At 34.6% G+C, this 26903-nt stretch carries 26 protein-coding genes; 17 read left to right on the top strand and 9 right to left on the bottom strand.

The window, feature by feature from the left end; all coding sequences use genetic code 11:
• Window positions 1-168 precede the first annotated feature (168 nt).
• Window positions 169-948, bottom strand: a complete 780-nt coding sequence (locus ADJ83_RS00720) for a nitroreductase family protein (protein WP_031537198.1) — start codon at window positions 946-948, stop codon at window positions 169-171.
• A 207-nt stretch (window positions 949-1155) separates the two neighbouring features.
• On the opposite strand from ADJ83_RS00720, the gene ADJ83_RS00725 reads away from it, so the two are divergent.
• From ADJ83_RS00725 to ADJ83_RS00755, 7 genes are all read left to right on the top strand, one after another.
• The gene (locus ADJ83_RS00725) at window positions 1156-1656 is read left to right on the top strand and encodes a GNAT family N-acetyltransferase (RefSeq protein ID WP_031537197.1); all 501 of its coding nucleotides are present in this window, start codon (window positions 1156-1158) and stop codon (window positions 1654-1656) included.
• 39 nt (window positions 1657-1695) lie between these two features.
• A complete protein-coding gene (locus ADJ83_RS00730; protein ID WP_048716423.1) occupies window positions 1696-2442 on the top strand; it encodes a phosphotransferase family protein in 747 nt (248 codons plus the stop codon).
• Between the two features lie 127 nt (window positions 2443-2569).
• The gene (locus tag ADJ83_RS00735) at window positions 2570-2773 is read left to right on the top strand and encodes a zinc ribbon domain-containing protein (RefSeq protein WP_031537193.1); all 204 of its coding nucleotides are present in this window, start codon (window positions 2570-2572) and stop codon (window positions 2771-2773) included.
• A gap of 172 nt (window positions 2774-2945) precedes the next feature.
• Window positions 2946-3356: a DUF2809 domain-containing protein gene (locus ADJ83_RS00740; RefSeq protein WP_048716427.1), complete on the top strand. Its 411-nt coding sequence runs from the start codon at window positions 2946-2948 to the stop codon at window positions 3354-3356.
• A gap of 111 nt (window positions 3357-3467) precedes the next feature.
• Window positions 3468-5429: a GTP-binding protein gene (locus ADJ83_RS00745; RefSeq protein ID WP_048716430.1), complete on the top strand. Its 1962-nt coding sequence runs from the start codon at window positions 3468-3470 to the stop codon at window positions 5427-5429.
• Window positions 5426-5878: a GNAT family N-acetyltransferase gene (locus tag ADJ83_RS00750; protein ID WP_048716433.1), complete on the top strand. Its 453-nt coding sequence runs from the start codon at window positions 5426-5428 to the stop codon at window positions 5876-5878. The genes ADJ83_RS00745 and ADJ83_RS00750 overlap by 4 nt, the downstream gene beginning before the upstream one ends.
• A 218-nt stretch (window positions 5879-6096) precedes the next feature.
• Complete coding sequence (locus ADJ83_RS00755) at window positions 6097-7248, top strand: 3D domain-containing protein (RefSeq protein WP_031537187.1); 1152 nt, start codon at window positions 6097-6099, stop codon at window positions 7246-7248.
• A gap of 286 nt (window positions 7249-7534) precedes the next feature.
• Here the strand turns inward: ADJ83_RS00755 and ADJ83_RS00760 are convergent, their stop codons facing one another.
• The 3 genes from ADJ83_RS00760 to ADJ83_RS00770 form a co-directional block, all read right to left on the bottom strand.
• Entirely contained in the window at window positions 7535-8833 is a 1299-nt protein-coding gene (locus tag ADJ83_RS00760) for an ABC transporter substrate-binding protein (RefSeq protein WP_031537185.1), read from the bottom strand.
• Between the two features lie 94 nt (window positions 8834-8927).
• Window positions 8928-9755 carry a carbohydrate ABC transporter permease gene (locus ADJ83_RS00765; RefSeq protein WP_031537182.1) on the bottom strand — a complete coding sequence of 276 codons (828 nt, stop codon included), beginning with the start codon at window positions 9753-9755 and terminating at the stop codon, window positions 8928-8930.
• Window positions 9755-10663, bottom strand: coding sequence for a carbohydrate ABC transporter permease (locus ADJ83_RS00770; RefSeq protein ID WP_396953867.1), 909 nt, complete (start codon window positions 10661-10663; stop codon window positions 9755-9757). The genes ADJ83_RS00765 and ADJ83_RS00770 overlap by 1 nt, the downstream gene beginning before the upstream one ends.
• A gap of 292 nt (window positions 10664-10955) precedes the next feature.
• On the opposite strand from ADJ83_RS00770, the gene ADJ83_RS00775 reads away from it, so the two are divergent.
• The 4 genes from ADJ83_RS00775 (at window position 10956) to ADJ83_RS00790 (ending at window position 17267) form a co-directional block, all read left to right on the top strand.
• Window positions 10956-12761: a sensor histidine kinase gene (locus ADJ83_RS00775; protein ID WP_239687064.1), complete on the top strand. Its 1806-nt coding sequence runs from the start codon at window positions 10956-10958 to the stop codon at window positions 12759-12761.
• Window positions 12742-14316 carry a response regulator transcription factor gene (locus ADJ83_RS00780; protein WP_048716444.1) on the top strand — a complete coding sequence of 525 codons (1575 nt, stop codon included), beginning with the start codon at window positions 12742-12744 and terminating at the stop codon, window positions 14314-14316. Before ADJ83_RS00775 ends, ADJ83_RS00780 begins: the two co-directional genes overlap by 20 nt.
• Before the next feature lie 72 nt (window positions 14317-14388).
• Entirely contained in the window at window positions 14389-14982 is a 594-nt protein-coding gene (locus tag ADJ83_RS00785; RefSeq protein ID WP_239687065.1) for a methyltransferase, read from the top strand.
• A 239-nt stretch (window positions 14983-15221) separates the two neighbouring features.
• Window positions 15222-17267, top strand: coding sequence for a bifunctional diguanylate cyclase/phosphodiesterase (locus ADJ83_RS00790; RefSeq protein ID WP_048716450.1), 2046 nt, complete (start codon window positions 15222-15224; stop codon window positions 17265-17267).
• Between the two features lie 118 nt (window positions 17268-17385).
• Here the strand turns inward: ADJ83_RS00790 and ADJ83_RS00795 are convergent, their stop codons facing one another.
• The gene (locus ADJ83_RS00795; protein ID WP_031537172.1) at window positions 17386-17580 is read right to left on the bottom strand and encodes a hypothetical protein; all 195 of its coding nucleotides are present in this window, start codon (window positions 17578-17580) and stop codon (window positions 17386-17388) included.
• A 134-nt stretch (window positions 17581-17714) separates the two neighbouring features.
• On the opposite strand from ADJ83_RS00795, the gene ADJ83_RS00800 reads away from it, so the two are divergent.
• Window positions 17715-17945 carry an excisionase family DNA-binding protein gene (locus ADJ83_RS00800; RefSeq protein ID WP_031537170.1) on the top strand — a complete coding sequence of 77 codons (231 nt, stop codon included), beginning with the start codon at window positions 17715-17717 and terminating at the stop codon, window positions 17943-17945.
• A gap of 74 nt (window positions 17946-18019) precedes the next feature.
• On the opposite strand, the gene ADJ83_RS00805 is transcribed toward ADJ83_RS00800, so the two are convergent.
• Window positions 18020-18331 (bottom strand): winged helix-turn-helix transcriptional regulator, encoded by a 312-nt coding sequence (locus tag ADJ83_RS00805; RefSeq protein ID WP_031537169.1) that lies wholly within the window; start codon window positions 18329-18331, stop codon window positions 18020-18022.
• A 151-nt stretch (window positions 18332-18482) separates the two neighbouring features.
• On the opposite strand from ADJ83_RS00805, the gene ADJ83_RS00810 reads away from it, so the two are divergent.
• Window positions 18483-19337: a VOC family protein gene (locus ADJ83_RS00810; RefSeq protein WP_048716454.1), complete on the top strand. Its 855-nt coding sequence runs from the start codon at window positions 18483-18485 to the stop codon at window positions 19335-19337.
• Between the two features lie 108 nt (window positions 19338-19445).
• A complete protein-coding gene (locus tag ADJ83_RS00815; protein ID WP_031537164.1) occupies window positions 19446-20285 on the top strand; it encodes an STAS domain-containing protein in 840 nt (279 codons plus the stop codon).
• A 272-nt stretch (window positions 20286-20557) separates the two neighbouring features.
• Here ADJ83_RS00815 and ADJ83_RS00820 read toward each other — a convergent pair whose 3' ends face one another.
• The 3 genes from ADJ83_RS00820 to ADJ83_RS00830 all read right to left on the bottom strand — a co-directional run bounded on the left by ADJ83_RS00820 (window position 20558) and on the right by ADJ83_RS00830 (window position 23655).
• Window positions 20558-21223, bottom strand: coding sequence for a DUF4352 domain-containing protein (locus tag ADJ83_RS00820; RefSeq protein ID WP_048716457.1), 666 nt, complete (start codon window positions 21221-21223; stop codon window positions 20558-20560).
• A gap of 166 nt (window positions 21224-21389) precedes the next feature.
• Window positions 21390-22775, bottom strand: coding sequence for an alkaline phosphatase (locus tag ADJ83_RS00825; RefSeq protein ID WP_031537162.1), 1386 nt, complete (start codon window positions 22773-22775; stop codon window positions 21390-21392).
• A gap of 166 nt (window positions 22776-22941) precedes the next feature.
• Window positions 22942-23655, bottom strand: a complete 714-nt coding sequence (locus ADJ83_RS00830) for an aspartate/glutamate racemase family protein (RefSeq protein ID WP_048716463.1) — start codon at window positions 23653-23655, stop codon at window positions 22942-22944.
• Between the two features lie 116 nt (window positions 23656-23771).
• Here ADJ83_RS00830 and ADJ83_RS00835 point away from each other — a divergent pair, with 116 nt between their 5' ends.
• The 3 genes from ADJ83_RS00835 to ADJ83_RS00845 all read left to right on the top strand — a co-directional run bounded on the left by ADJ83_RS00835 (window position 23772) and on the right by ADJ83_RS00845 (window position 26715).
• A complete protein-coding gene (locus ADJ83_RS00835; RefSeq protein WP_048716466.1) occupies window positions 23772-25178 on the top strand; it encodes a PLP-dependent aminotransferase family protein in 1407 nt (468 codons plus the stop codon).
• A gap of 91 nt (window positions 25179-25269) precedes the next feature.
• The gene (locus ADJ83_RS00840; RefSeq protein ID WP_048716468.1) at window positions 25270-26310 is read left to right on the top strand and encodes a SepM family pheromone-processing serine protease; all 1041 of its coding nucleotides are present in this window, start codon (window positions 25270-25272) and stop codon (window positions 26308-26310) included.
• Window positions 26311-26523: 213 nt separating this feature from the next.
• On the top strand, window positions 26524-26715 hold the full coding sequence (locus ADJ83_RS00845; protein WP_031540242.1) for a hypothetical protein: 192 nt from the start codon (window positions 26524-26526) through the stop codon (window positions 26713-26715).
• Window positions 26716-26903 lie beyond the last annotated feature (188 nt).

Below are 26903 nucleotides of genomic sequence, written 5' to 3' on the forward strand. Positions count from 1 at the left end.
TTACACTTGACTATATTTAAAAACATAGATAACCATCATGAGAAAGCAGCTTTATTTAAGAGCTAAATTAGAGATAGTTCGTCTTTAAAGTTTGGTTATTTAGTTTTGTCCAAGCCTCATTATTTTTTATTAATAAAAACACAAAAACCTTCTCCAGGAAGTAAACTATTACCCGTTATTCATAAAATTTTGTTTTTCCAAGTAATTTAATACAGTTTGTGAAAATTCGTGATGAGATTCTTTCGTATATTTTGCAATGGTGTAGATTTGAGCTAGATTTTTTAATCCTAATTGTTCTGTCATTTCTTTCAGTCGAGGGACATCCATATAGCGATTCCAGCCCTTTTCATCCCGTTCTTTATATATTTCAAGAATATCTTGGTCTGAATAATCCTGATAGGTATCATAGTGAACAAGCCCATGCTTTGGCAGTCGATCACGTGGAGCTGGATTTTCTGCAGGATACCCTAAAGAATAGCCTACAATAGGTACAACATTCTCTGGTAAATTTAGAAGTTTGCCGATTTGATCACAATTTGCAAGAGTAGAGCCCATATAGCAAATGCCAAGGCCAGCATTTTCTGCTGCTAAAGCACAGTTTTGTGATACTAATGTTGCATCAATCGCACCTATCATAAAGCTCATATAATTATCAAAATGTACTGGCGCATCATTAAGCTCCAGCCACTTTCTCATTCGATTGAAATCTGCACAAAATGTAAGGAGAATAGGTGCATCCACAACCATGGATTGGTCCATATGTGCACTGTATAATTGATTTTTAAGCTCCTTATCCTTCGTAACAATGATAGAATAAGACTGCATATTACCACTTGATGAGGCGCGGATTCCTGCTTCTAAGATTTGATCCAATAGCTCTTGACTAACTTCCTTATCTTCATATTGTCTTATCGATCTATGGCCATGTATAACATCATTTAATTCCAAACAATCACTCCTAATTTAATATTTGCCTTTTCGCTAAACTATCACTTTCCATTTATTCTATGAGACACCCTCTTAAAATACAGTTTATTTTAAATACTTATAAAATTCCAGTAATTTTTATAGGTGCTTTACGAATTAAATGGTATTCTTTAAGCATATGAATAGCTGAAAAAAAGGAACTTAAATTTTGAAGAAGGGGAATAAAGCATGACAAAAATATCTATTGAAAAACCAAAAAAGGAACATGCGGAAATGATTCGAAAAATTTGTTCAACTGGTTGGCGGCAAACGGTAGAAGGCAAGCTGAGTGAAGAATGTCAGAACCAAACGGTTGATTTTTGGTACAAGCTTAATCGAATAGAAAAAGATATAGAGAATGGGAGCTATTCCTATGTTGCTCTTTTTGATTCTGAAGTAGTTGGTGTAATTGGAGGAGGAATAACGGGAGATAATGTCTCGGAGGTTTTTGTTCTTTATATAGATGAAAAATACCGCTATCAAGGGATTGGAAGACTTTTGCTTGAAGCATTGACGAAAGACCAGGTAGCCCTTGGCGCAACAAGGCAATGGGTTTCTGTACAAGAGGGAAATCACAGGGGAATCCCGTTTTATGAAGCAAGAGGATATATTTTTCAAGAGAAAAAGATAACCGTTACAGAAACAGGAGAAGAGCAGGTATCATTACGATATGCTAGAGCTATTTCTTAATTAATCATTTGGTTTGTTAAAAAGTAGGGAGGGAGTAGAGTGAATTTAGGAGAACCAATAGCTACTGGAAATACAGCAAAGATTTACTTAAATGATCATAAAATTTTCAAAATATATAAAGACTATCTTCCACCAACGGAATCGGCAATGGAAGCAGCGAAACAAAGGTTTGCTCATTCTTGTGGTTTACCTGTTCCAAAAGTGATAGAAATAACGAAAGTGAACAACAATCAAGTTTTAATAATGGAATACATAAAAGGAAAAACGTTAGGAGATCTCTTGTTTGAGAATCTTGAGATGGCTGAATATTATATGAGCAAGTCTATCGATATCCAACAACAAATTCATCATCATGAAGGAAACGATCTACAACCAATCACGGCAAAGTGGCGTAGACAAATTGAAGGCTCGCATATTTTAGAGGTTGAAACAAAATCACTGATTTTAGCTAAGTTAAAGTTAATGCCGAATGAGACCAGACTCTGCCATGGGGACTATCACCTTTTTAATCTCGTGCAAGCAGATGACAAAGTATGGATAATCGATTGGGTAGATGCTGGAGCAGGAGATGTTCGGGCAGATATATGTAGAACCTATCTCCTCTATTTGGAAAATCATCAGGAACTAGCTGATTTATATTTGAATATCTATTGTAGCAAGACCGGGGATACAAAAGAGGCGATATTAGAATGGATGCCCATCATTGCAGCCGCAAGATTAAGCGAAAATGATTCTCCAGAAAATAAAGACAAGCTTTTGAAGATTATTAATCGTTATATAGGATAACGAAAGTGAAACTTAAACCATTTTCATACGTAAAGATATAGGAAGATAACAAATTAAAGAAGTATTATGGGATTTGCCGAGGTTTTCAACGTAAGGTTATATATTTAAGAATAAGGAGTGGTTGAATATGGAAAGTAAAGGCTGTGTGAAATGCGGTGGAACGGAAGTAGGTACAAAAGATGTAGCAATGACAGGAACAGGCTTATCCAAGCTAATGGATATTCAGCATAATACATTTACTGTTGTTTTTTGCAAAAAATGTGGGTATTCAGAGTTCTATAATAAACAAACATCAAAAGGTTCTAATATTCTAGATTTGTTCTTGGGGTAAGTCCCCAAGCTAATAGACGGAAAAATCCTAACGTAATGAAGATGAAAAGAGACCAGTTGTGTAATGGTCTCTTTCATTTTGTCTACATATTTGAAAACGAAAATATGGAAAGCCTTATAGGGAATAATTATAATAAAGATATTCATAAAAATCTAAACATAGTGAGTGAAAAATGAAACAATCAAATGAGAAATTGAAAAGCATGGAGAGAACAAATTACCTAGTTGCTGCCTTTTTTATGGTGGCATTAGGACTTTTCTCCAGACGATTTAGTAATCTACTTCCGGACTTTATTAGTCAACATGCAGGAGACATGTTGTGGTCAATGATGATTTATTTTGGCTTTCGTTTTCTTCTTGGGGGGAAAAAAATCCTGCTTGCTATGGTAGGTAGTATCCTATTTTGTTTTGGAATAGAATTCAGTCAATTATATCAAGCAGATTGGATAAATGAGCTCAGAAATTCGACAATGGGTGCGTTGATATTAGGAAGGGGATTCCTTGTCGTTGATCTAGTCCGCTATTTATCTGGGATAGCAATAGCATGTCTGGTGGATAAATTATTAATTTGCAGAAAAAGATGATAGGTAAGCTAGAGTCCATTTTTTTAAAATGATACGCTTGTAAAGTCATTATAAGATATAACTTACTTCATTTAATGGAGCCATAGATTTAGAATAGGAGTCGCTTGCAAAATGAATAAAACGATTGGAATATTAGCACATGTCGATGCAGGAAAAACTACTTTTTCCGAACAGCTTCTTTATCACACAAATAGTATAAAAAAACGAGGGCGTGTGGATCATCAAAGTGCATTTTTAGATAGTCATCTAATTGAAAAACAACGAGGTATCACCGTTTTTGCTGACCAAGGCATGATTGAACATGGAAATTCAACGTATTATTTAATCGATACCCCAGGACATGTTGATTTCTCTCCAGAAATGGAAAGAGCGATTCAAGTAATGGATTTTGCGATTGTCATTATTAGTGCAGTAGAGGGCATCGAGGGCCATACGGAAACAGTTTGGAGTCTTTTAAAAATACATCAGATTCCGACGTTTTTCTTTATCAATAAAGTGGACCGAACTGGAGCGGATGTAGAGCGTGTTCTCACAGAAATACGTTCACAATTTACGAACGAGGTATGTGATATATCCTCATTTGATGGCAGTAATATGTCCGAAGAGCTTATTGAATTTATGGCTGAACGAGACGAAGAGCTTCTTGATTACTATATGGATAAAGGCTATCAACCAACACTTTGGATCGACAAAATGCAGGAAATGATTCGTTCTTCTCGTCTTTATCCTTGTGGCTATGGATCTGCCTTACAAGATATCGGGGTAAAGGAATTTTTCCATTGTTTTGATCATTTGACGACAACATTGTACAAAAAGGATGAGCCGTTTTCAGGAAGGGTTTATAAAATTCGCTATGATGATTCTGGAACGAGGATTACCTTTATGAAAGCGAAAAGTGGAACGTTGTGTGTGAGAGAGGAGCTTATGTATGGAAATGGTGACATGGAGAAAGTCACACAAATACGTAAATATAATGGGACTCAATTTCAGCAAGTAAATGAAGTCAATGCTGGAGAGCTTTTTGCTGTAACAGGCCTTACAAATGCAGCTGTAGGCGATGGAGTCGGAGAACTTCTGGAGAAAGCAGAGTATGAATTAGTGCCAACTCTTCGTTCTAGGGTAGTTTTAGAACCAAGGATGAATAAAAAGGATGCCCTTACATTTTTTAAACTATTAGAAGCAGAGGATCCTTCCCTTCATGTGACATGGGAAGAAAAGCTGCAAGACATCCATTTACATGTTATGGGGAAAATACAGCTAGAGGTTCTTCAGGAAATCATATTTGAAAGATTTGCTTTACAGGTTCAGTTTGACCGGCCGGAAATTTTGTATAAAGAAACGATTGAGACAGACGCTATAGGTTATGGACACTTTGAGCCATTGCGCCATTATGCGGAAGTACATCTTCAATTAGAGCCAGGTAAAAGGAATTGCGGGATTGTATTTGAGAGCAATTGTCATACAGATGATTTGTCTATTGCTATTCAAAATCTCATTTGCCAGCATCTCTTTGAGAGGGAGCATCATGGGATTTTAACAGGATCTCCGTTAACGGATATAAAAGTCACTCTGTTAACGGGAAGAGCGCATAATAAACATACACATGGCGGAGATTTCAGAGAAGCTACCTTTCGAGCATTACGCCAAGGTTTAGAAAAAGTACGTAACCGCTTATTAGAACCGTATTATTCCTTTAAAATAAAAGTAGATATAGAACAAATGGGCAGGGTTTTGTCTGATATACAAATGGCATATGGGGAATTTAATACGCCTGAAACTATAGACGAGAAAGCAGTTCTCACAGGTAAGGTTCCTGTTGCTACCTTTATGGAATATAGTACGACACTTGCATCATTCACACAAGGAAAAGGGCAGCTTTCCTTAACATTTGCAGGTTATTATCCTTGTCATAACGAAGAGGATGTGATCGACAGGCTAGGCTATGATAAAAATGCTGATCCGGAATATACATCCTCCTCCATTTTTTGTGCAAAAGGAGCTGGATATACCGTTACTTGGGAAGAGGCAGAAGCGATGATGCATTGTCCAAAGAAGGCGGGAATGAATTCATGATTATTCGAAAGTTAGAACAAGAGGAAAGTCCTCCCATTGAATTATTATTAACAGCAGATCCATCTGAACGTCTAGTAAAGGAATATCTTAAAACGGGTATATGTTATATTGCGGAAGAAAAGAATCAATGGATTGGTGTCTATGTGTTGTTACCTATAAAGGAAGAATCAATCGAGTTAATAAATCTAGCGGTTGTTGAAATCTATCAAGGAAAAGGATTAGGGAAAAAATTAGTGATGCATGCGGTGAAGGAAGCGAAAAAGCTAGGATATAAAGTGATAGAAGTAGGTACTGGCAATAGTAGTATTGGTCAACTTGCACTCTATCAAAAATGTGGGTTTCGATTCAATCGAATAGATAAAGATTTTTTTCTCATAAACTATGAGGAAGAAATCTATGAAAATGGAATCCAGTGTGTGGATATGATAAGGCTGATACAGGATATATAATCCATTTTAGAAAAAGATAAATATTAGTAATTGACAGAAATATTACAAAGGTAACAAACTGTAATATTCCCTTCTAGCCCTACGGAATGCTAGAGAATATTCGAAAATTACTAGCTTGCTTGTAAACTAATTTTAAAAAGAATGACTTACTATTTTAATAGAATTGTAATTTAGAAACCTCTTTCATGTGTTATAACAATAGAGAAAGGGGTTTTTAGATGCGTTCCTTAAAAAAACTAATGGCCATTTCGCTAAGCAGTGTCATCTTTTTGGCATCAGCGATTATGGTACAAGCAGAAACGAGTCAAGAAACACTTAACAAAGCGAAAAATCAATTGAACCAAAATGAGCAATTGATTAACGAAAAAGAAGCAGAAAAGCAAAAAACTTTAAAAGAGTTGGAAACTGTTCAAGAAGACTTAAAAGCCGTTGAAACAGTAATGCAGCAAAATAAAGAAAAAATAGCGAATCTGCAAGCAAAAATTGAAGAAACGAAACAACAGATAGAGAAAAAGAAAGAAGAGATTGTTGTTTTAGAAGATAAAGTACTAGCACGTAAAGACGTTATGAAAGAGCGTCTAGTATCCTTGCAGAATACAGACCAAACGAACGTCGTTTTAGAAGTACTATTGAATGCAAAGGACTTCGCTGACTTTATTAGTAGAGCAACAGCTATTTCGCTTATTTTTGATGGTGATAAAGATATATTAGAGCAGCAGCAAGCAGATCTTGAAAAAATTGAAGAAGAGAAACTAGCAATTGATCAAAAAGAAGAAGAACTAACAGGCCAATATGATCAACTAGCTGCTTCTCAAAATGATCTGCAACAAAATCTAGCTAAGAGACAAGAAGCACTTTCAGCTGTGCAGAAAAAGTTTGCGGCAGTTTCAAAAGAAGTGGAACTAGCTGAAAGCGAAAAAAATGCCGTGCTTGCACAAATTAATGAAGCAGAGTCTGCATTAAAGCAAGAACAAAAAGAAGCAAAGAAGAATAATGCAGGGAAGGCAGCTTCAACAAGTAAAGTGGCAAGTGTATCAAGTAAAGCATCTTCTAGTAAATCGACTAGCAAGTCTTCTAGTAATAAAGATGTTATTTATGTAACGGCTACTGCTTATAGTCATGAAGATACAAAATCTGATTATACAGCACTTGGATATAATATAAAAAAGAATAAGAATATGAAGTTAATTGCAGTCGATCCATCTGTCATCCCATTAGGTTCGAAAGTTTGGGTAGAAGGATATGGAGAAGCCATTGCAGGAGATACTGGTGGGGCTATTAAGGGACATAAAATAGATGTTTTAATGCCTTCAACCAAAAAAGCAAAGGCTTGGGGACGCAAAACTGTGAAAATAAAAATATTGAACTAATTTACTATTACTTTTTATCTTAATATGCAAGACTCTTTATTATGAAGAGTCTTTTTTTATTTTGGCGGAGAATTTATATGCAAAAAAGGAGGAGTGCTATTAGGCACTCCTTAAATCTATCAATTTCAAGGGGGGACTTGAAAAAGCTATTAATGACTATATAATTATCATACCCATATATTATGAATAATATATGACGAAACTATCAATAAATTATAAATAAATTGTTAAGATTAACTGGAATGGAATAACTTACGATAGTGTTTAGTATTTCTCTCTTATTAGTCTATTTTTTAAGTTTTTCCCACGTATCATCTAATGCTTTCATTGTTTCCTCACGTGATTTTTGATTTCCTACATATGCTTGAAGACTAGCTCCAAACTCTTGACCAGCACCATCAGGATATTTCATAAACTGCCATGTATAGGTTTTTCCTTCTTGTGAATACTTTTGGATTTCAGCCCCTAATGGACCAATGTCATCTGCGGTTGCTTGGATTGATTCAAATGCTGGAACATATTTGAAATCTTTTACAATTGATTCTTTTGCAAAATCGGAAGTTACCATCCAGTTTAAGAAATCTAATGCTGCTTCTTTGTCTTTTTCAGGGGCATCTTTATGAACGACCCAGTTTGTAGGTACATCAACCATTAGCTTATCTGATTTTGCTTCATCATCACTTAATGGCATTGGAATAAAACCTACTTCTAAGTTAGGAGTAATTTTATCTATCATTGGTTGAATCCAGTTACCTTGTTGAATCATTGCTGTTTCACCAGTTGCAAACAAAGTTACTTGTGTATTATAGTCTGTTGTTAACGGGTTTTTATTACCGTAGTCTATAGTTAAATCTAGTAAATCAAAAAAATTATTAAAGTGCTCATTGCCTGCGATTTTTGTAGAGCCATCATTTAATCCTTTGATAAATGCATCTGCATCATCTTGATAAGCAAAGGGTACATTCAGTCCATGATTAGCTAATACCCACCATTCTCCATACCCAATTGAAAAAGGAGTAATGCCAGCAGCTTTTAATTTTTCTGCAGCAGTTTCTAACTCAGAAAAAGTAGTTGGTAATTCGGTAATTCCTGCTTTTTTAAATAACTCTTTATTGTAGGCAAAACCGTATCCCTCTAGATTCACAGGCTGGCCATAGATTTTTCCATCAACCGTCATTGGCACTAACGCACTTTCATAAGCGTCATCTACCCATGGCTGATCCGACAAATCTTCTAATTTATCTAGCCAAGTCACCGCCTCTTGATATCCACCATTTCCAAAAATATCAGGAGCAGTATTAGACGCGAATTTCGCCTTTAAGGCTGCTGTCCCATCTGCACCTCCACCGACTGTTTCAATATTAAATGTTACATTTGGATGTTCTTTTGTATATTGGTCTGTTAGTGCTTTTAATTGATCAGCTATTTCTACTTTCCCATTAAATAAGTCAACGACAACTTTATCATCTTTACTAGATTCATTATTACTTGAAGCCCCTTCATTGGAACAAGCACTTGCAAAAAGAAGGGAAGCAGTTAAGATACCAGTTAGTAGGGAATACCTTTTCATTTTTTTGAACTTCATGTGATTTCCTCCTGTTTATAGAAAATATCGTATTTATATGGAAGAGGCAGTTTTATAATAAAAAAATTATTAATGAAGACAACCTCTTTGTTCCTTATTTAATAGACCCGCTAGTAATTCCTTGGATAATGTGTTTTTGCATAGAAAAGAAGAAAATTAATAATGGGATGATTCCTATCATAAGTGCAGCTAATGCAAGATCCCATTGTTTAGTATATTGACCAAAGAAAAAGAATGTAGCAAGTGGAATCGTCCGCAATTCTGGATTTTGTAATACTAGTGATGGTAATAAATAGTCATTCCATATCCATAAGCTATTTAAGATAATGATTGTTACCGTAATGGGCTTTAATAATGGAAAAACAATCCTCCAAAAAACTCCAAATCGGGAGCAACCATCTATAATAGCCGCTTCTTCTAATTCCACTGGAATTCCTTTAATAAAACCATGGTATAAAAAGATTGTCATCCCAGACCCAAATCCTAGATACATGAACACTAGACCCCAAATACTGTTAAGTAAGTGTAAGCTAGATGCTGTTTTAATAAGTGGAATCATAATCGATTGGAAAGGAATAATCATTGCGGCAACAAAGGCCATAAAGATGATATTACTTATTTTCTTTTTTGTTCTGACAAGCATGTAAGCGGCCATCGAACAGAACACTACTAATACAAGATTGCTTGCAATAGTTACAAGAAGAGAGTTGCTAAATACTTTAAGAAAATTTAACTTTTCAAAAGCATTTAGATAATTTTCAAAATGAAGTGAACTTGGTAATGCAGATGTATTGGTTAATATTTCGGCAAAAGATTTTAGTGAATTCGAAATAACATAATAAAATGGAATTAAAAATAGCAAGCCTAATATTATACCGAAGATTTCCACCAATAAAGTTTTGCTAGTGTATTTATTCTCCATCAAGATTCCACCTCTTTTTTCTTTGTAATCATAACCTGTATAATGGAGATGGTTGCTACGACAATAAAGAAGATAAGTGCTTTTGCTTCCCCGATTCCGTAGCGATTATTTACAAATGCCTCTGTATAAATATTAAGCGCTAACATTTCTGTTGATTTAAACGGCCCTCCATTTGTTAAGGAAAGATTCGCATCAAATATTTTAAATGAAGATGCAGTTGTTAAGAATAAACAGATGGTGACTGCCGGTGCTACGAGCGGGATTTTAATATTTCGTAAGACTTGAAAATGGTTCGCTCCATCGATTTTTGCTGCTTCGATTAGTTCTTTCGGAATATTTTGTAAGGCTGCAATATAAATGAGCATAATATATCCTGCACCCTGCCATACGCTGACAATTACAATTCCCCAAAAGGCAGTATTTTTATCTCCTAACCAAGCGAGCTCAAATAGTGGAATTCCAGTTAGTTCCCCAATAGAGGCAAACCCTCTAATGAATATAAATTGCCAGATAAATCCGAGTAAGAGGCCGCCAAGTAGATTAGGCATAAAAAACACCGTACGTAATAAATTACTAGATTTTAGTTTTTGCGTTACAAGCAAGGCTAGACCAAAGCCAATTGTGTTTGTCAAAATAATTGCCACAATGGTATACAGAGCAGTGAGTTTGAAAGATTGGAGAAACTGAGTATCTTCTGTGAATATGTACTGAAAGTTTTCCAATCCTACCCATTTGATTTCTCCTGTAATTCCATTCCAATCAGTAAATGAGTAATAAATACCAGAAAAGAATGGAACGAGAACAACTATTGTAAACGCAATAAAGACTGGACCTACAAAAAGGGAAAACAACCCTACTTCCTTCCATTTTTTCTTTCTCTTTGTAGAGAGTGAATGTTTTCTGCTCACATTTGACTGTTGAACAAGGGGGGGGATTATTTTTTCTACATTATTTTGATTATTCACTTTCTGCACCTCCTGTATTTATAATATAATGAGATTAATAAAACAAGTAACCGTTTACATTGACGAGTAAGGTGTAATATATTGACCAATCCTTATGTATTATTTTTATATGGATACAATTTTGAGAGGGGGAAGAGAATTTATAGAATGACTTCTTTTAGTGCTGTGTATTGGAACGATGAAGTTGTTTGAAATTTCTCGATCATAAATGAAATGGGGTATACGGAAAAAACTGATGATTTTCTTACTTCTTGCTACTATTCTTCCTTTTGGTACCGGCATACTCCTTACTTATTATCAGACGATAAAGAATATTAACAAAGAGTCCCTTTCTTATAACACAGAGTTAATGGTAAAAGGAAGGGAAGAACTAACTACTTACTTAGAGGATATTGCATTAATATCCACTGTGTTATATCGTTATACTCCTTTCATGAATGTGTTGACTCAAGGGGTCGGAGAGAATAACAAAGATAATATGGAGGAGGTACGTCGTGTATTAGCATATGTATATAATTCTCGTTCTGAGATTGAACAGATGCATTTATATATTAATAAAGGAAGAGACTCTTTTACAAATTATCACTCTCGAATAAGTGGAAGAGGGAAAAATCAAACAATCTATTTGCATCCTTATTATCGTAAATTAGAGCAGGATAAAACAAACTATTCATTAATAGAACCACCACATACGATATATAGTTATAATGGATTGTCCATTATCCCTAACTCAGAGAAATCAACTGTCCTATCTTTTCATAACAAAATTAGAAATGTGCCATCTAACGATATTCTAGGGTTTATGTCTATTGATATAAATCTTTCAAAAATAAATGGAATTGTGAATAGGCTATATAAGGATAATGAAAATCTTTCCATTATAAATGAGAACGGAACGATTATTTACTCTTCTAATAAGGCTTTAATAGGGGAGAAAAGTCAGGATGAATGGGTTTATGCAGTACAGAATAATCCTCATCAAAATAGCATGAATTGGGATAGAAAGGATTTTTCAGGAGTAATCTTTTATGAAAATATTGCTGTTCAAGATAATAGTTGGTATATGATAAAAAGCATTCCTTACTCCAGTCTTTACAAAAGCGCAAAGGAAACGGCATATATGAATACGATTATTGCCTTAGTAGCTTTAATCATTGTTTTAATCATAACGATAATCATCTCCTTTAAAATCACAGCTCCCATTAAGGTTTTAATCGATAATATGAAAAAGGTGGAGCAAGGCATTTTTGAGACTGATTTTGAAATCAGAGGAAATGATGAAATTGGCATGCTTGGTAGACGGTTTAAATCGATGGTTTTACAAATCAATAGGTTAATAGACCAAGAATATAAATTACAATTGGAAAATAAATCAGCTCAACTGAAAGTATTACAATCACAGATAAATCCGCATTTTTTATACAATAGCTTTCAGTCTATTGGCACACTTGCACTAAAGATGAAGGCAATTCCTGTTTATTCACTATTGACTTCTCTATCGGATATGATGCGATACAGTATGAATATGAGAGAAGAAATGGTCCTATTCTCTCAAGAAATAAAGCACACTAAATCATACCTTGGTCTGCAGAAACAAAGATTTGAAGAAGAGCTGAACATAACGATGAACATTTCACCGGATACGAAAGAAATATTCGTTCCAAAAATGATTCTCCAACCAATCGTTGAAAACTGCTTTAAACATGGATTTAGCGATACGATGGAGGATGCAACAATATCCATCTGTTCTTATATAAAGGAGGGGCAATTAATATTTAGTGTTCAGGATAATGGAAGAGGTGTAAAAAAAGAAAAATTGGAGGTCATTCGTAAAGGATTGTATCGAAAAGAAACGATGAAGGAGGGAAAAGAACAAGACTCAATTGGTCTAAAAAATATTTACGATCGCTTGCAGCTTTACTATGGGGAACAAGCGACCTTAGTAATGGAAAGTGTGGAGAATAAAGAGTTTACAGTAATGGTTCGTATTCCAGTATCTTTACAAGAGGGAGTGGGAGGATATGAGGGCACTAATCGTTGATGATGAAAAGCATGTACGAGAAGGAATTAAGCTTCTTGCTGACTGGGAAGGAAATGAGATTACGGAAATTTACGAAGCAAGTAATGGAGAAGATGCCATTCAAATCATTCGATCATTAAATCCTGAAATAATATTCTCTGACATGAAAATGCCGAAATTGGATGGAACTCAGCTTTTAAAATGGATGGATGAGCATTACTGTGAAGGGAAAACCATTGTTGTTACCGGTTATGATGATTATCATTATATGCGAAAAGCGATGCATTATGGTAGCTCAGACTATTTGTTGAAACCAATCGATCCTGAAATGTTGAATGATACATTGATAAGGGTAGTGAAAGAGTGGAAAGAGGAGGAGAAGGAAAGAATAAATAAACGTAGTAAAAACCAGCTTATTAATAAAATGAAGCCGGCATATCGAGACCAAAAGTTAACGCAGATTATTAACAATGTTCCAGTGGACAAATTTGTGTGGGAAGAATTTCGTTTAACAAAGGCAGCGGCATATACAATTGGGCTTCTACAAGTAAGTAATATAGCCGTTGAGCAATTTGGTGGAGATAAAGATATTACCTTTTTTACGCTATTAAATATAATAAATGAGCAACTCAGCAAAAAAAGTGGTGGAATTGCATTCAGATATATAACAAGTAAAGGGGAAATTGTCCTTCTTTTAAAAAAAAATAAAAAAGAATCACTTATCATAGCTAAGGAAATACAAATTAATATTCAGCAATTATTAGGTTTGACTTGTACGATTGCAATAGGGATCGAAGTAAACTCTGCAGTACAGTTGAGTCTTTCTTATCAACATGCTAAGTCTATGATAATGAATAGAAATGTTTTAAGAAATAACCAAGAAAAAATTGTGATAAATAATGATGAAATAGAGATTAAAAGTTTAATGGATTATGGTAGTTCTATTAAAATTGCCATACAAACAGGTGAAATGGATGCTTTTCATTCACTTATTGGACAAATTCAAACAGATTTCATTCAAAAAAAGCAATTATGCCTCAGGCAGCTTTTCCATTTGGAAAATGAATATCAGATGCTAAGTGCTAGATGGTACAAAGAATTTAATATTCCCTTTAGCCTACCTACAGATTTAGAGGAGAGAATTCAGTCATTTATTGATAAAGAAGATGTATTTCAGTTAGAAGCATATAAAGACAGGAAGAAAAGAGAAATTGCATTGTTTCTTAGACGAGTAAAAAGACAAAATACAAGAACATCAAAAAATATTATCCAAGAAATTGAAAAGTACATAAAAGCGAATTTTCATCGAGAGATTAAACTTCAGGAAATTTCAGAGCGTTTCTACATAAGCAGAGAATATATATCGAGAAAATTTAAACAGGAGTATCATATAAATATTTCTGAGTATTTAGTATCCATACGCATACAAAAAGCACAAGAATTATTGGAAAATAGTAATCTAAAGGTGTATGATATTGCAAATTTGATCGGCTATCAAGACGATAAATATTTTCGCAAAGTATTTAAAAAAATAGTTGGCATCTCCCCAAACGAATATCGTGAGAAGAAAAAATAGATAAGCTAAAGTAAAAATTTATACTTTGATCTACTCGGAGGTATTCAGAAATAAAAAAGAAAGGTGTTTCAAGTGAACTACGATAAATTACTACATATCGAAACCGAAAAAATACAATTAGGATTCAATAAATCATACCATTATCATCGGTATGAACCTACTCCATACGAGCATTTAGAACAGCTGTTTCAAGAATTTCCCCTTCATGAGACTGATCATATAGTCGATTTTGGATGTGGGAAAGGTCGATTGAACTTTTTTATTCATTATTTATTTCAATCTACTGTAACTGGAATAGAAATGAATGAAGAATATTATCAAGATGCTTTAGTAAATATAGAACACTATTCAAAAAACAGGAAGAGTAGGAAAGAGAAGATATGCTTTCTGTTAGGGAAAGCAGAGGATTATTCAATACAGCCACAAGATAATTATTTTTATTTTTTTAATCCTTTTTCTCTGCCTCTCTTTCAAAAGATTGTCAGTAATATAATGTATTCGCTAGAAGAAAACAGTCGCCTGGTGAAAGTCATTCTCTATTACCCCTCAAATGAATATCAAATTTTTATGGAGAGCCATCCATTCTTTGAAAAAGAGGGGGAGGTAAAAGTAGGGAATAAAAAGGATAAGGACAAGTTTATAATATATAAGTCTATGTATTGGTAGAAAAAATTTATAGCATGGGTTAACATTTTTTATATTTGTTTATGTTTTCCATGTAATATAATACCAAAATGAAACCATTGTCTAAAATAGATTTATCCTTTATATTCAAGTATATAAGTAAAAAGACTTAGGATAAAAGTCGTTTTAAATTTGTAAAATACGTAAATGGGAACAGCTGCTAATTCAAGAATGATATCCCTCATAGACGTATTTATAGAGGAGAAATTACTATTTTTACATTGCCAAGTGTCGATCAAGTAACATATATACAGGTTGAATATTCAGTTCCTATCATTGCTTTATCTGTATTAATTGCATGTTTAGCTTCTTATACGTCCCTTTCTATGAATGAACGGATCGTTTATCATAGTTTTTTTCATCGCTATATATGGTTAGGTTTAGCGGCGATTACGATGGGCTTCGGAATTTGGTCTATGCATTTTATTGGGATGAGCGCGGTTAAGCTTCCGATTGATATGACTTTCAATATACCATTAACGGTTCTTTCCGTAGTGCCAGCTATATTAGCTACATTTTTGGCTTTCAGTATATCTAGTAAGGCAAAGAATTCTAGTAAATGGATTGCATTTGCTGGAATCTTTATGGGGATGGGCATAAGTAGCATGCATTATATTGGAATGAAAGCAATGAAGTCAGAGGCTGATTATGCCTACCATTTAGGCTATTTTATTTTATCCATTTTCATCGCTATAATAGCTTCTTTTTTTTCGCTGTTTATCTTTATGAAGCTACAAAGATATATGAATAATTTTATCGTGAAAATTGTTACCTCCCTTTTGATGGGGGGAGCGATATCAAGTATGCATTATGCAGGGATGTATGCCATTCGATATTATGTAGATACAGAAATGGAACTTACCCATACGCACTCACACCATGTTAGTATAAAAGCAATTATTATTGGTGTAACAATCGGTATCTTTGTTATTTTATTATTCTCTATTTTGTCTAGCCTATTGGATCGCTATGTTGATTATCGCTTAAATTACTTTGATGCATTAACAAAGCTTCCAAACCGAAGACAGTTCGAAAAGTTGATCGAATCCTCCACTTATTTTAGTGGTCTGGCAATCCTTCATATACATGACTTAAATAAATGGAATGGTAAGTATGGTTATTACTTTGGAGATAAAATTATAGGTTATATCGAAGAATTATGTACGAAACTAATACAAACGAATGTAGAATTGTTCCGAATAGAGGGAAATCGTTTTGCGATTGTCAGTACAACTAATGAAGCCTTAGATAAATTAATGTTGGAATTAAATCAATTAACTGCTATTTTATCTAATCCGGTAACTATTGATGATCGAATCATCAAAGTAGAGACAGCAATTGCAATATCAGTCAATGAGAAAAAAGCAACTTCCAAGCAGCTATATGAAAATGCTGTCGCTATTTTAACACATTATTCCATTCGCTTTGAAAATGAAATCATCATGTATGATCCAGAAAAACATAAACAGACTTTTGCTAAACATCTTGTGAATGAGATAGAGGATGCCCTATTAGAAAAGCATTTATATTTAGTTTATCAGCCTAAAGTATTTCTAAAGTCAAGGGAAGTCGCTGGATTAGAAGCTTTATTAAGATGGAAGCATCCTTTGTATGGAGAGTTGTCGCCAGATGTGTTTATCCCGATTTTAGAAGCATCTGATAAAATGTATGATGTCACAGATTGGATTATTGAAGAGGTATCTAAACAAATAGATGTATGGCAACAGCAAGATAGATATATACCAGTAGCTATTAATATACCTGGCTCCTATGTAACCTCACCAAGGCTAATGACAAGCTTAACCACTAATGTAGAGAAATACAAGTTAATGCCCCATTTGATTGAGTTAGAAATAACAGAAACAAGTGCAGTTGGTAATATTGAAGGGGCAATTCAATCTGTTCAGGCTTTTAGAAATGTTGGCTTTACAGTAACACTGGATGATTTCGGAACAGGGGTTTCCTCTTTATCTTATTTGAAAAGAATTCCTGTAAACACCTTGAAAATTGATAAATCCTTTATTGATGGGGTTCCGGAGTCCCAAAAAGACGGAGAAATTATTAAAGCAATCATAGCTCTCGGAAGTTCCTTGCATTTGAGCATTGTAATAGAAGGGGTAGAAAGAGAAGAACAGATTAACTATTTAGCTTCTATAAATGAATGGCCAATTATCCAAGGATATTATTATGCGAGGCCAATGACTGTCTTTGCTTTGGAAGAGTGGCTATTCCATTTTCAAAAGGGTGAAACAGATATTCAGCAATAAGAGGAATCAAGATCATCCGTATCGATGTAAAAGAAAGGATGATCTTTCTTTTTGCAAAAGTATCTGTATTTTGTAACTGGGATTTTGTAGAATGAATTCATTCTCTTATGTGGGAGAGCTATTCTGCGTAAAGTTTAATATCTTTAGAGAATACCCTTGTCTTTTCGCTATCACAGGAATGCTTTTCTAATGGAAGAGATGTTGAACGTGGAGCAGTTACTTTTCTAGTTTTTGCGAAGAAAGACTGATAAAATATGAAAGAGAAACAACAAAAGATCATTACTAAAAATAGGCTGTTTAGTACGAAACTCATTTATGCATCCTCCTTTGATTGTACCGATAACTTAACTATACAGTTGATTAATGAAGACAATATAAAGAAAGAGTTAATTTTAAATGGAATCCGTGTAAAGAAAAAAAGGCTATTGAATAAAAAGAGGTGAATCAATGTATTTATCAGTGAAGGAAACTGCAGAATTGCTTGCTGTATCAGAAATAAAGGTAAAAAATCTGATTTTACAAAATCAAATTAGAGCAATTTTTGATGGAAACGATTATCTTATCAACAGAGAGCAATTTAATACACATTTTAAGCAAGTAGAGAAATATAAAAAGTTTGTGGAAGAAGTATGGAGTGAGCCGATTCCAGAAGATTTAGACATTAAAGATGAGGATTAAAAAGCTATTATTAGATAAATAGGATATCTTCGCATGAAACCATAAGGTTTTGCAGAGATATCCTTATATTAGATTTACACTTCTAGCCAAGAATGGGACCAATTTTCAATTTCTTTCATAATTGGCTCTAATGAACGCCCTTTTTCTGTTAAAGAATATTCAATTCTAACAGGAGTTTCAGGATATACCACTCTTGCTACAATTCCAGCTTGCTCTAAATCCTTTAATCTCTCCGATAAAAGTCTTCCGCTTATTCCAATGGAGGATTCCATAGTACAGAAACGTTGAGGACCATTCAATAGCTGATAAATAATTAAACCAGTCCAGCGTTGGCTTAAAATACTCATTGCTTTTTCAAACCTTGGACAAATTGTCATTTGGTTCATTTTAATATCCCCCCTTCCAATAATTATACAATAAATATTATTTTAAGTAAAAATATTATGAATTGTAATTAGATTACTTTACAATCGTTTATTATTAAAATAAAATTACTTACATAAAGTAAGTACGAAAGATGGTTAGGAGGAGAAAGAAATGACATTTCACAGAACCCCAAATATCTATGCAAAAAGTGTCAAGTTAAAGGTAGCTGATTTAGAAGAGTCACTATTATTTTACCAAAATGTGATTGGTCTTTCGATTGCAAGCAAAGAGAAGAAACAAGCAGCATTACGTGCAGGAACAGGGGAAGCATTTTTATTTATCGAGGAATTAGATCAAGTCGAGCCCAAGAAAATGCGGACAACAGGACTTTATCATTTAGCAATATTAGTCCCTTCCAGAGAGCAGCTTGGAAATGTATTTAAGCATTTGCTAGAAACAGGATATCCATTACAAGGTGCCTCTGATCATTATGTCAGTGAAGCAATCTATTTAGCTGATCCGGATGGAAACGGAATTGAAATATATTGCGATAAAAATCCAGCAGATTGGCAATGGGATGGCAACTTTGTAAGAATGGATACGGCCTATATGGACACAAAAGGAGTGCTTGCAGCTTCTAGTAATAGCAAATGGAATGGTCTTCCTGATGGAACTATTCTTGGTCATATTCACTTACATGTTGCAGAATTAGAAGAAACAGTTGATTTTTATGTAAAAGGATTGGGCTTTGATGTCGTTCAAAAATATGGATCTCAGGCATTTTTTCTTTCCACTGGCCGCTATCACCATCACATCGGTTTAAATGTCTGGAACGGTATTGGTGCACCTGTTCCAAAGAAAAATCATGTTGGTTTAGCTTATTATGATTTACAGATACCTAGTGAGGAAAAGCTTGAAGAATTGACACAAAGATTGACAGAGCTTGGAGCAACTCTCACAAAGGATAAGGATAATTTATACACATATGATCCTTCGGGAAATATGATTCGTTTGGTTACTGCTTAAAAAATAAAAAAATTGCATATTTCCCCTAATCTTATTAAACTTTTAATTAAAGAATATGAAAATTCTAGGCGTGTTTAAAACTAACAAATTTTAGAGGTGGGGAAGTAGTTGCACTATAATGAAGGAGTTTACCAATATTTTATCGATAATACGGATAGATTAACAGAAGAGTGGTATAACAATCTAACAAAAAATGATCCGAAAGGTGTCTATGCAACATCTGACCCACATGTAATTGAAATCATGAAAAAACAAAATAATGATTTTCATTACAGACTCGCTGGCATTTTTATTAAGGAAAAGCAACTATTTCTTGAAGATATAGAGGAATGGATTTTTGAAATTGCAACAGATCAAGCACATTTAGATACGCCAATCCATTTTATTATTCGGGAATTTATTCGTACGAGAGAACAATATTTTCAGCTAATTGAAGAATATGCTACAGAACATGATGTTAGTCATAAGCGAGTAATTGGATGGAATCATTCTGTTATGAAAGTTCTAGATAAGATAATTTTAAAATATACAGAGGAGCATCATCATTATTCGAACCGACAGCTTGAAGCACAGCAAGAAATGATTAATGAGCTAAGTTCTCCAGTTATTTCCTTGAGTAAAACAAGAGCACTCTTGCCCCTTGTTGGAGATATCGATACTGCCCGTGCTGCTGCAATATTGGAAAACACAATCAAACAATGTGCAGAAAAAAAGGTATCTCAGTTATTTATTGACCTATCTGGTGTAATTATTATTGATACCATGGTTGCTCATCAAATCTTTCAACTTATTAATGGGCTAAGCTTAATTGGGGTCAAAACGACGCTATCGGGTATTCGACCAGAAATTGCTACAACTGCAATCCAATTAGGATTATCATTTGAAGATATTTCGATTGCTTCCACGCTTTCTAAAGCAATTGAACAAGATGTTCATTTCCAAAAATAATAGATTAAAGGCTATTTTCGTAAACATGAATTAGTGAAAGGGACGAGTAGGTTATCGCTAAATTCCTATTGTATGAAATATAACGACTATCACGCAGGATAATGGAGTGGACTTTCAAAGAGGTTCTATCATTATGATATTGTATGCTAGTAGGAAATTTACGCCAAGATTACCTTGCTGGCTCACACAAGCGCAAGCTCGCTGTAAAAAGGTTACCTGACGTACTTGTTCTCTTTCATCGATTTAGAAGTATTTAATCTATGTTATTATTATTATTTATAATGGAAGTCTAGTGTTTTAGCTTTATCTATCAGTTTTTCTTGCTCATTATAAACATCACTTGTACTTAACTGAATTTCATTGATAGAGGAATTTTCTATAATGAAACCTATATTACCTTTCTTTCGTTCGCCTGGATTTAACACCCCATTGAGATCTTCTAAATAAATATCCTTCTCCCAAGTGATCATTTCATCTGTATTCGTCTGAATAAAAGCAATTGGAGAGAATTTCTTTTGTTTGTTCGATTGATTTACGATTTCCACGAAAAACTTAACGAAAATGAATTGCTCATCATGTGTATAGGTATGATAGAAGTCAATTAAGCTATATGCAGGTCGATAATCGATTATTTTGGCATCTTTGACTGTCAGTTTTATCGAATCAATCTGAATGCTCTTCGGTTCTTCATCAAGGGCTTTTAATGTTGCTTCGCCTTTCCTATCCCGGTAGAAATCTCCTACAGCTATTAGAGAAGTATCATCAATAACTTGTGGATTTTGAATATATGCATCTGTTGAAACAGGAATAACATGAACATTTTGCATGCTTGTTTCTATTTTCTCTACTTCCTGAATGGTATTTACTTCAGTCTCTTTATTGCTGTTGCACCCAGCTAATAAGAGAAAGGCAAATGAATACATAAAAAAGCGTTTCAAGGTTGAATCCTCCCAATTGAAAAGCTTCCCTTCAAATAGAAGCCGAAGAGAAGCCTATTTTTTTCAGAATCTCTGAATTTTAAGAGATGGAAATCTCCACCGCCTATCAGCAAGATGATATTCCGGCTGCGGGCGATAGCAACAAACATTACGAAAATAGCCTTTTTTAATTGTCCGTGATTTTTACTTTTGCCTGCAGTAGGTCAAAAATAACTTTAGCATGATCTGTATTGTCCTTTTGTCCAGCAAAAAGATTGCTAGAAGGTCCATATGCATAAACAGGAACGTCTTCTCCAGTATGACCACCTGTAGTCCATCCCGTGTTGGTCCGTTTATTGAAGATATCTTCAATCGCATTGTCAATACTAGTTAAATCTTTTGTTTCAGCTGCTTTCTGAACGGATTGAACTTCTTCTGACTTTAGGGATAGATTGATATACTTTTTCAAAGTAGATTCAACAGATGCGCCATTGGTAATCAATTCTGCCATAAAGTCAGGTGTCTTTGTTGCTGCTTTGATTGGCTCTCCGTACCAGTTGTAATCGCCGTTTGCTGCAATCGAGAATCCTCCTGTAGAATGGTCAGCAGTAGCTACCACTAATGTGTTTTTATCCTTTTTGGCAAAGTCGATTGCTGCCTTATACGCTTTTTCGAAATCTTCCATCTCACTCATTGCAGCGACAATATCATTATCATGTCCAGCCCAGTCAATTTGGCTGCCTTCTACCATCAGGAAAAAGCCCTTTTTATTTTTATTTAAGCTTTCAATTGCAGTTTTCGTCATTTCCTCTAAGGAAGGAGTTTCTTTGTCTCGATCTATCATTTTTGGCATGCCTGCTTCAGCAAATAGTCCAAGTAGCTGGGTATCTTTATTTTTCAGTAAATCATCGCGATTGGTGACATAATTGTAGCCAGCTTTTTTGAATTCCGTCGTTAAATCTCTGTCCTGACGAACAAATAGATCTGTTCCGCCGCCTAATAGAACATCGACTTTATGCTTTCCATTTATCATTTCATCGAAATAGTCATCGGCTATTGCATTCATATTTTTGCGGCTTATATCATGGGATCCAAAAGCAGCTGGCGTCGCATGTGTAATTTCAGATGTTGCAACAAGACCAGTAGATTTTCCCTTTTCCTTTGCAGCTTCCAAGACAGTTTTCACTTCCGTTTCGTCATTGTCAACTGCAATGGCATTATTATATGTTTTGATACCAGCTGACATAGCAGTTGCTGCAGATGCAGAATCCGTCACATTTTGTGCAGGATCTTCTGGATATGTCATTTGCTGACCAACCAAGTAGGGATCGAAATATGTATTTTCTGCTATTTTTGTCTCTGGATTATCTTTTAAATAGCGATACGCAGAAGTGTAAGAAACACCCATTCCATCTCCTATAAGGAAGATAATGTTTTTAGGCTTGCCATTACTGCTTCCGTTATTTTTTGCTTCTGTCTCTGTTCCAAAGAGTGCTGTTGCTATCCCAGCAACGGATAAAGAGGAGATTACGGCGATTGGTAATAACTTTTTTTTCCATGATTTAGTGTTCAAATTGTTTCCCTCCAAATGATTGATTCGCTTTATTATCATGGAAGGACGTTAAGTTTGTTTTACAGCCGTTTAGAGAAAATGTAAAAAAAACTAGGATAAAGGTACCCTAGTTAATAAGACATGGTATTTTTTTGGTTCGTTTCGAGTGAGGAAAGAAAGGACTTTACTAAGCTTTATTTAAAGCGAATTCTTTACTGAGCGCATAGGAAACAGCGGCTTTAGCATGTAAAAAGGTAGTATCAAATAATGGAATAGAGCAATCTTCTTGTTTAATAAGTAACGGTATTTCTGTGCATCCTAATATAATACCTTCTGCACCTTGAGCGAGCAGTTTGTCGATAATGCGCAAATATATTTCCTTTGATTCAGGAAGAATTATTCCTTTGCATAATTCATCAAATATGATCCGATGAACAACTTCTCTATCTTCTTTCTCGGGCACAATCGTTTCTATTTCTTGCTCTAATAGTGCCTCTTTATAAAAAGAATGCTCCATTGTAAACATGGTTCCTAATAAGCCAACTTTTTTCAAATCAGCTTCTTTTACAGTGCTTCCTGTAGCGTCTGCAATATGAAGCAAAGGAATAGATATGGCTGCTTGTACTTCTTTTGCCATCTTGTGCATCGTATTTGTACAGATTAAAACAACATCAGCGCCCCCTGCTTCCAATGTTTTTGCAGCGTGTACCATTAATTCCGTTGCTTTTTCCCAGAGATCAGCTTTTTGCAGTGCAACAATTTCTTCAAAATCAAAAGAATAAAGAAGGCATTTGGATGAGTGTAATCCTCCCATTTCTTCCTTTACCAATGTATTCATATATCGATAATAATCTGCCGTTGATTCCCAGCTCAAACCACCAATAAGTCCAATCGTTTTCATAGTAAAACTCCTTTCGACCATTTTTTTCATGATATCATGGTATACTGGTATAGAATAGAGCCAGAAATTATATACTTCTATAGTACCAGTTTAGTCTATATTGGAGGAAATTTCCTATGATTTTTATTACGATTGACCGATCTCAATTTATCTCTCTAACCCAGCAAATTTATGATCAAGTTCGTAATGGCATATTAGAAAAACAATTAAAAGAAGGAGAGAAATTACCTTCTTCGAGAGAATTGGCAGGCTCTATTGGAGTTTCCCGAAATATTGTTCTAGAAGCGTATGAACGTTTAATTGCAGAAGGATATTTGGAGGTTAGACCAAAGGCAGGAACCTTTGTAGCACTGGGGACGTCTCTTTCGTTTGTTGAGAGACCGAAGAGGAAAGACACTCCCAAAAAAGCGGAGGATGAAAAAAAGACATATATTGATTTTAAAGCTGGTAATCCAGCAATAGATTATTTTCCTAGGAAGAAATGGGCTCAAATAACGAAAGAGATTTGTCTACATTCATCGGAATCCGTCTTTGGATATGGAGAAGCTGCAGGGATGAAAGAGTTGAAGGAAGCACTTGTTGACTATTTAAAAAGAGTAAGAGGGGTACAATGCAGGGCAGAGCAAATTTTCATTACATCTGGTGCTACTCAAGGGTTGAAGCTTATTACGGAAATGCTTGGAAAAGATAATAAAAGCATTGCAGTTGAAGATCCTGTAACAGATGAAATGAGGAATATTTTTACATTCGATAATGCGAAGATTATTCCTGTTCCAGTAGACGAAAATGGAATTAACCCAAATAGTTTGCCAGAACAATCACCAAGCTTTGTTTTTGTAATTCCTTCCCATCAATTTCCATTAGGTGGAATCCTATCTATTCAGAGAAGACTGCAGCTAATAGAATATGCGAAAAGGATGAATTGTTATATTGTGGAAGATGATTATGACAGTGAATTCACTTATGAAGGGGCGCCAGTTCCGTCCATTCAAGGTATAGCACCTAACCATGTGATTTATGTGGGTACCTTTAGCAAAATACTTTCCCCTGGACTGCGGATTGGATATGTTATTTTACCAGAGGAATTGGTCGATTCCTTTGAGCAAATTAAATGGTTTTCAGATAGACATACATCCTCACTAGAACAATTAGTATTAGCCCAGTTTATCAGGGAAGGATATTTAGATCGACATGTACGCAAAATGAAAAAAATCTATAAAGAAAAAAGAGAACGATTGGTTTCAGCCATTCAACAAAATTTTCAAGGCGCTACCATTATAGGTAAATCAGCAGGCATGCATTTAGTTGTAGAGATACCAGGAGTAGATTTTTGTCCAACATTCATACATAAAATGGAACAATCAGGAGTGAAGGTATACCCCATTGAACAATATAGCTTAGTAAAAGGGAAACACAGGGAAAGAATTGTGATGGGATATGGTGGACTAACTTTAGAGGAAATCGAAAAGGGTGTCCTTTTATTAAGAAAAACAATTGAATCAAATAGAAAATCCATTTTTTAATGGAATAAATAGCTGAAATTCATTCTTTTTTCATTTAATGTATGTAAATATATTTATAGAAGCAAATTATTATCCTAAGGAGTATGTAAATATGAATAAATCAAGAAAAAGCATCTTTTCAAGAAAGTGGTTAACCATACTTTTTGGGGTACTCATCATTCTCTTATTCATCCCAACCCCCTATTATTTAAACCAGCCAGGCTCCATTGAAGCACTTGCGCCAAAAGTGACGGTAGAAGATGGAACTAAGTCAGAAAAAGGAAGCCTCAATTTAACAACTGTTTATTCGATAAAGGCAAATAATCCATATATTTATTTATACGGATTAGTCGCTCCTCATACGGAAATACGAAAAGAGGAAGAGGTAAAAGGGAATCTTAGTGACGAAGAGTATAATAAGCTATTGCTTCATATGATGGATACTTCTAAGCAAAATGCGATTATTGCTAGCCTCCATGAAGCAGGAAAAAAAGTTCAATTTGACTATAATGGCATTTTCGTTGCACAAGTATTAGAAAATTCCAAAGCAAAGTCAATTATAGAAGTTGGAGATATTATTCAAAAGGTAGATGGCCAAGAATTTACGAAAAGTGATGAATTAATTGCGTATTTAAAAGACAAGCAAGCAGGCGACACTGTCCAGCTTGAATTTATACATGGGAAAGAAAAGAAAGAAGCATCCGTTGAAGTCATTGTATTAGATAAAAAAACAGGACAAGTCGGAATTGGCATTGCACCTGAAGATAATATGACAATAAATCCTTCGATCAATGTTGCGATTAATAGTGAAAATATTGGCGGCCCTTCAGCTGGATTAATGTTTTCTTTAGAAGTTTATAATCAAATTGTGGAAGAGGATTTAACAAAGGGTTACAAAATTGCTGGTACTGGCACAATGGATGCAGAGGGAAATGTAGGACAAATTGGTGGAATCCAGCACAAAATAGTTGCTGCCCATAAAGCAGATGTAGATATATTCTTTTATCCAAAAGATATAACAGAAGATGATACCAATGAAAAGGAAATTAAAGAGCAAGTGGAGGAAGAAGGCTACACAGATATAAAAATCGTGCCAGTAAGCACATTGGAAGAGGCAATCGATTACTTGGAAAAGCTTCCTGAAAAGAAATAAACTTTACATATTGCTCATTTCAGATTTACAGAATTTCTCCGGATAAAATATAATGTTTACCTAGTGTCTCCTTAATTTATTTAAGGAGATTTTTTCATGTAAGGCTGTTGAACTAAAAATTCTGTTTAGAAAAGAGTGAAATGGGAAAGGTATATATAGATAGTGGAAAGTACGATGGGAAGTTGGGAAACGGCATTTACAAGGAGGTTCACCATGTCAGAATTTTTTAGTGGTCTTTTTAATATTCTTTATGGAGCTTTTGGAGTTCCTCTCCTTTTAATCGTTCTTATTATTCTTGTCATAGTTGTATCACAAAGAAGACGAAAAAAACGGATGAAACAAGAAGATTGGATGGGACATTCTCCTGTAGAGAAAATTGAAAAAGAGGATGAGAAGAAAAAATAATGAAGAGTCAAAAAAGGAGACAAACGCAAGAGCGTTTGTCTCCTTTTTTTGTGAGGGGCGGTTTAGACCACGTTAATTTTTTTTATCTATATTAGAATTGATTTCTTTCTTTGCTTACATCAAGTAAGCCCCCACCATTTTGGATTGAGGCCACTGAAAAAGTGAATTACCTGGTGAATCGGTAGTTA

This window comes from Bacillus sp. 522_BSPC (assembly GCF_001076885.1).
Classification (GTDB): domain Bacteria; phylum Bacillota; class Bacilli; order Bacillales; family Cytobacillaceae; genus Niallia; species Niallia hominis.

Coding starts and splice junctions, on each gene's coding strand:
- ADJ83_RS00760 (WP_031537185.1), bottom strand. CDS start 8,833: ATGAAGTTCAAAAAAATGAAAAGGTATTCCCTACTAACTGGTATCTTA.
- ADJ83_RS00835 (WP_048716466.1), top strand. CDS start 23,772: ATGATTTTTATTACGATTGACCGATCTCAATTTATCTCTCTAACCCAG.
- ADJ83_RS00795 (WP_031537172.1), bottom strand. CDS start 17,580: ATGAGTTTCGTACTAAACAGCCTATTTTTAGTAATGATCTTTTGTTGT.
- ADJ83_RS00810 (WP_048716454.1), top strand. CDS start 18,483: ATGACATTTCACAGAACCCCAAATATCTATGCAAAAAGTGTCAAGTTA.
- ADJ83_RS00805 (WP_031537169.1), bottom strand. CDS start 18,331: ATGAACCAAATGACAATTTGTCCAAGGTTTGAAAAAGCAATGAGTATT.
- ADJ83_RS00745 (WP_048716430.1), top strand. CDS start 3,468: ATGAATAAAACGATTGGAATATTAGCACATGTCGATGCAGGAAAAACT.
- ADJ83_RS00740 (WP_048716427.1), top strand. CDS start 2,946: ATGAAACAATCAAATGAGAAATTGAAAAGCATGGAGAGAACAAATTAC.
- ADJ83_RS00845 (WP_031540242.1), top strand. CDS start 26,524: ATGTCAGAATTTTTTAGTGGTCTTTTTAATATTCTTTATGGAGCTTTT.
- ADJ83_RS00750 (WP_048716433.1), top strand. CDS start 5,426: ATGATTATTCGAAAGTTAGAACAAGAGGAAAGTCCTCCCATTGAATTA.
- ADJ83_RS00840 (WP_048716468.1), top strand. CDS start 25,270: ATGAATAAATCAAGAAAAAGCATCTTTTCAAGAAAGTGGTTAACCATA.
- ADJ83_RS00735 (WP_031537193.1), top strand. CDS start 2,570: ATGGAAAGTAAAGGCTGTGTGAAATGCGGTGGAACGGAAGTAGGTACA.
- ADJ83_RS00780 (WP_048716444.1), top strand. CDS start 12,742: ATGAGGGCACTAATCGTTGATGATGAAAAGCATGTACGAGAAGGAATT.
- ADJ83_RS00775 (WP_239687064.1), top strand. CDS start 10,956: ATGATTTTCTTACTTCTTGCTACTATTCTTCCTTTTGGTACCGGCATA.
- ADJ83_RS00765 (WP_031537182.1), bottom strand. CDS start 9,755: ATGGAGAATAAATACACTAGCAAAACTTTATTGGTGGAAATCTTCGGT.
- ADJ83_RS00755 (WP_031537187.1), top strand. CDS start 6,097: ATGCGTTCCTTAAAAAAACTAATGGCCATTTCGCTAAGCAGTGTCATC.
- ADJ83_RS00800 (WP_031537170.1), top strand. CDS start 17,715: ATGTATTTATCAGTGAAGGAAACTGCAGAATTGCTTGCTGTATCAGAA.
- ADJ83_RS00830 (WP_048716463.1), bottom strand. CDS start 23,655: ATGAAAACGATTGGACTTATTGGTGGTTTGAGCTGGGAATCAACGGCA.
- ADJ83_RS00725 (WP_031537197.1), top strand. CDS start 1,156: ATGACAAAAATATCTATTGAAAAACCAAAAAAGGAACATGCGGAAATG.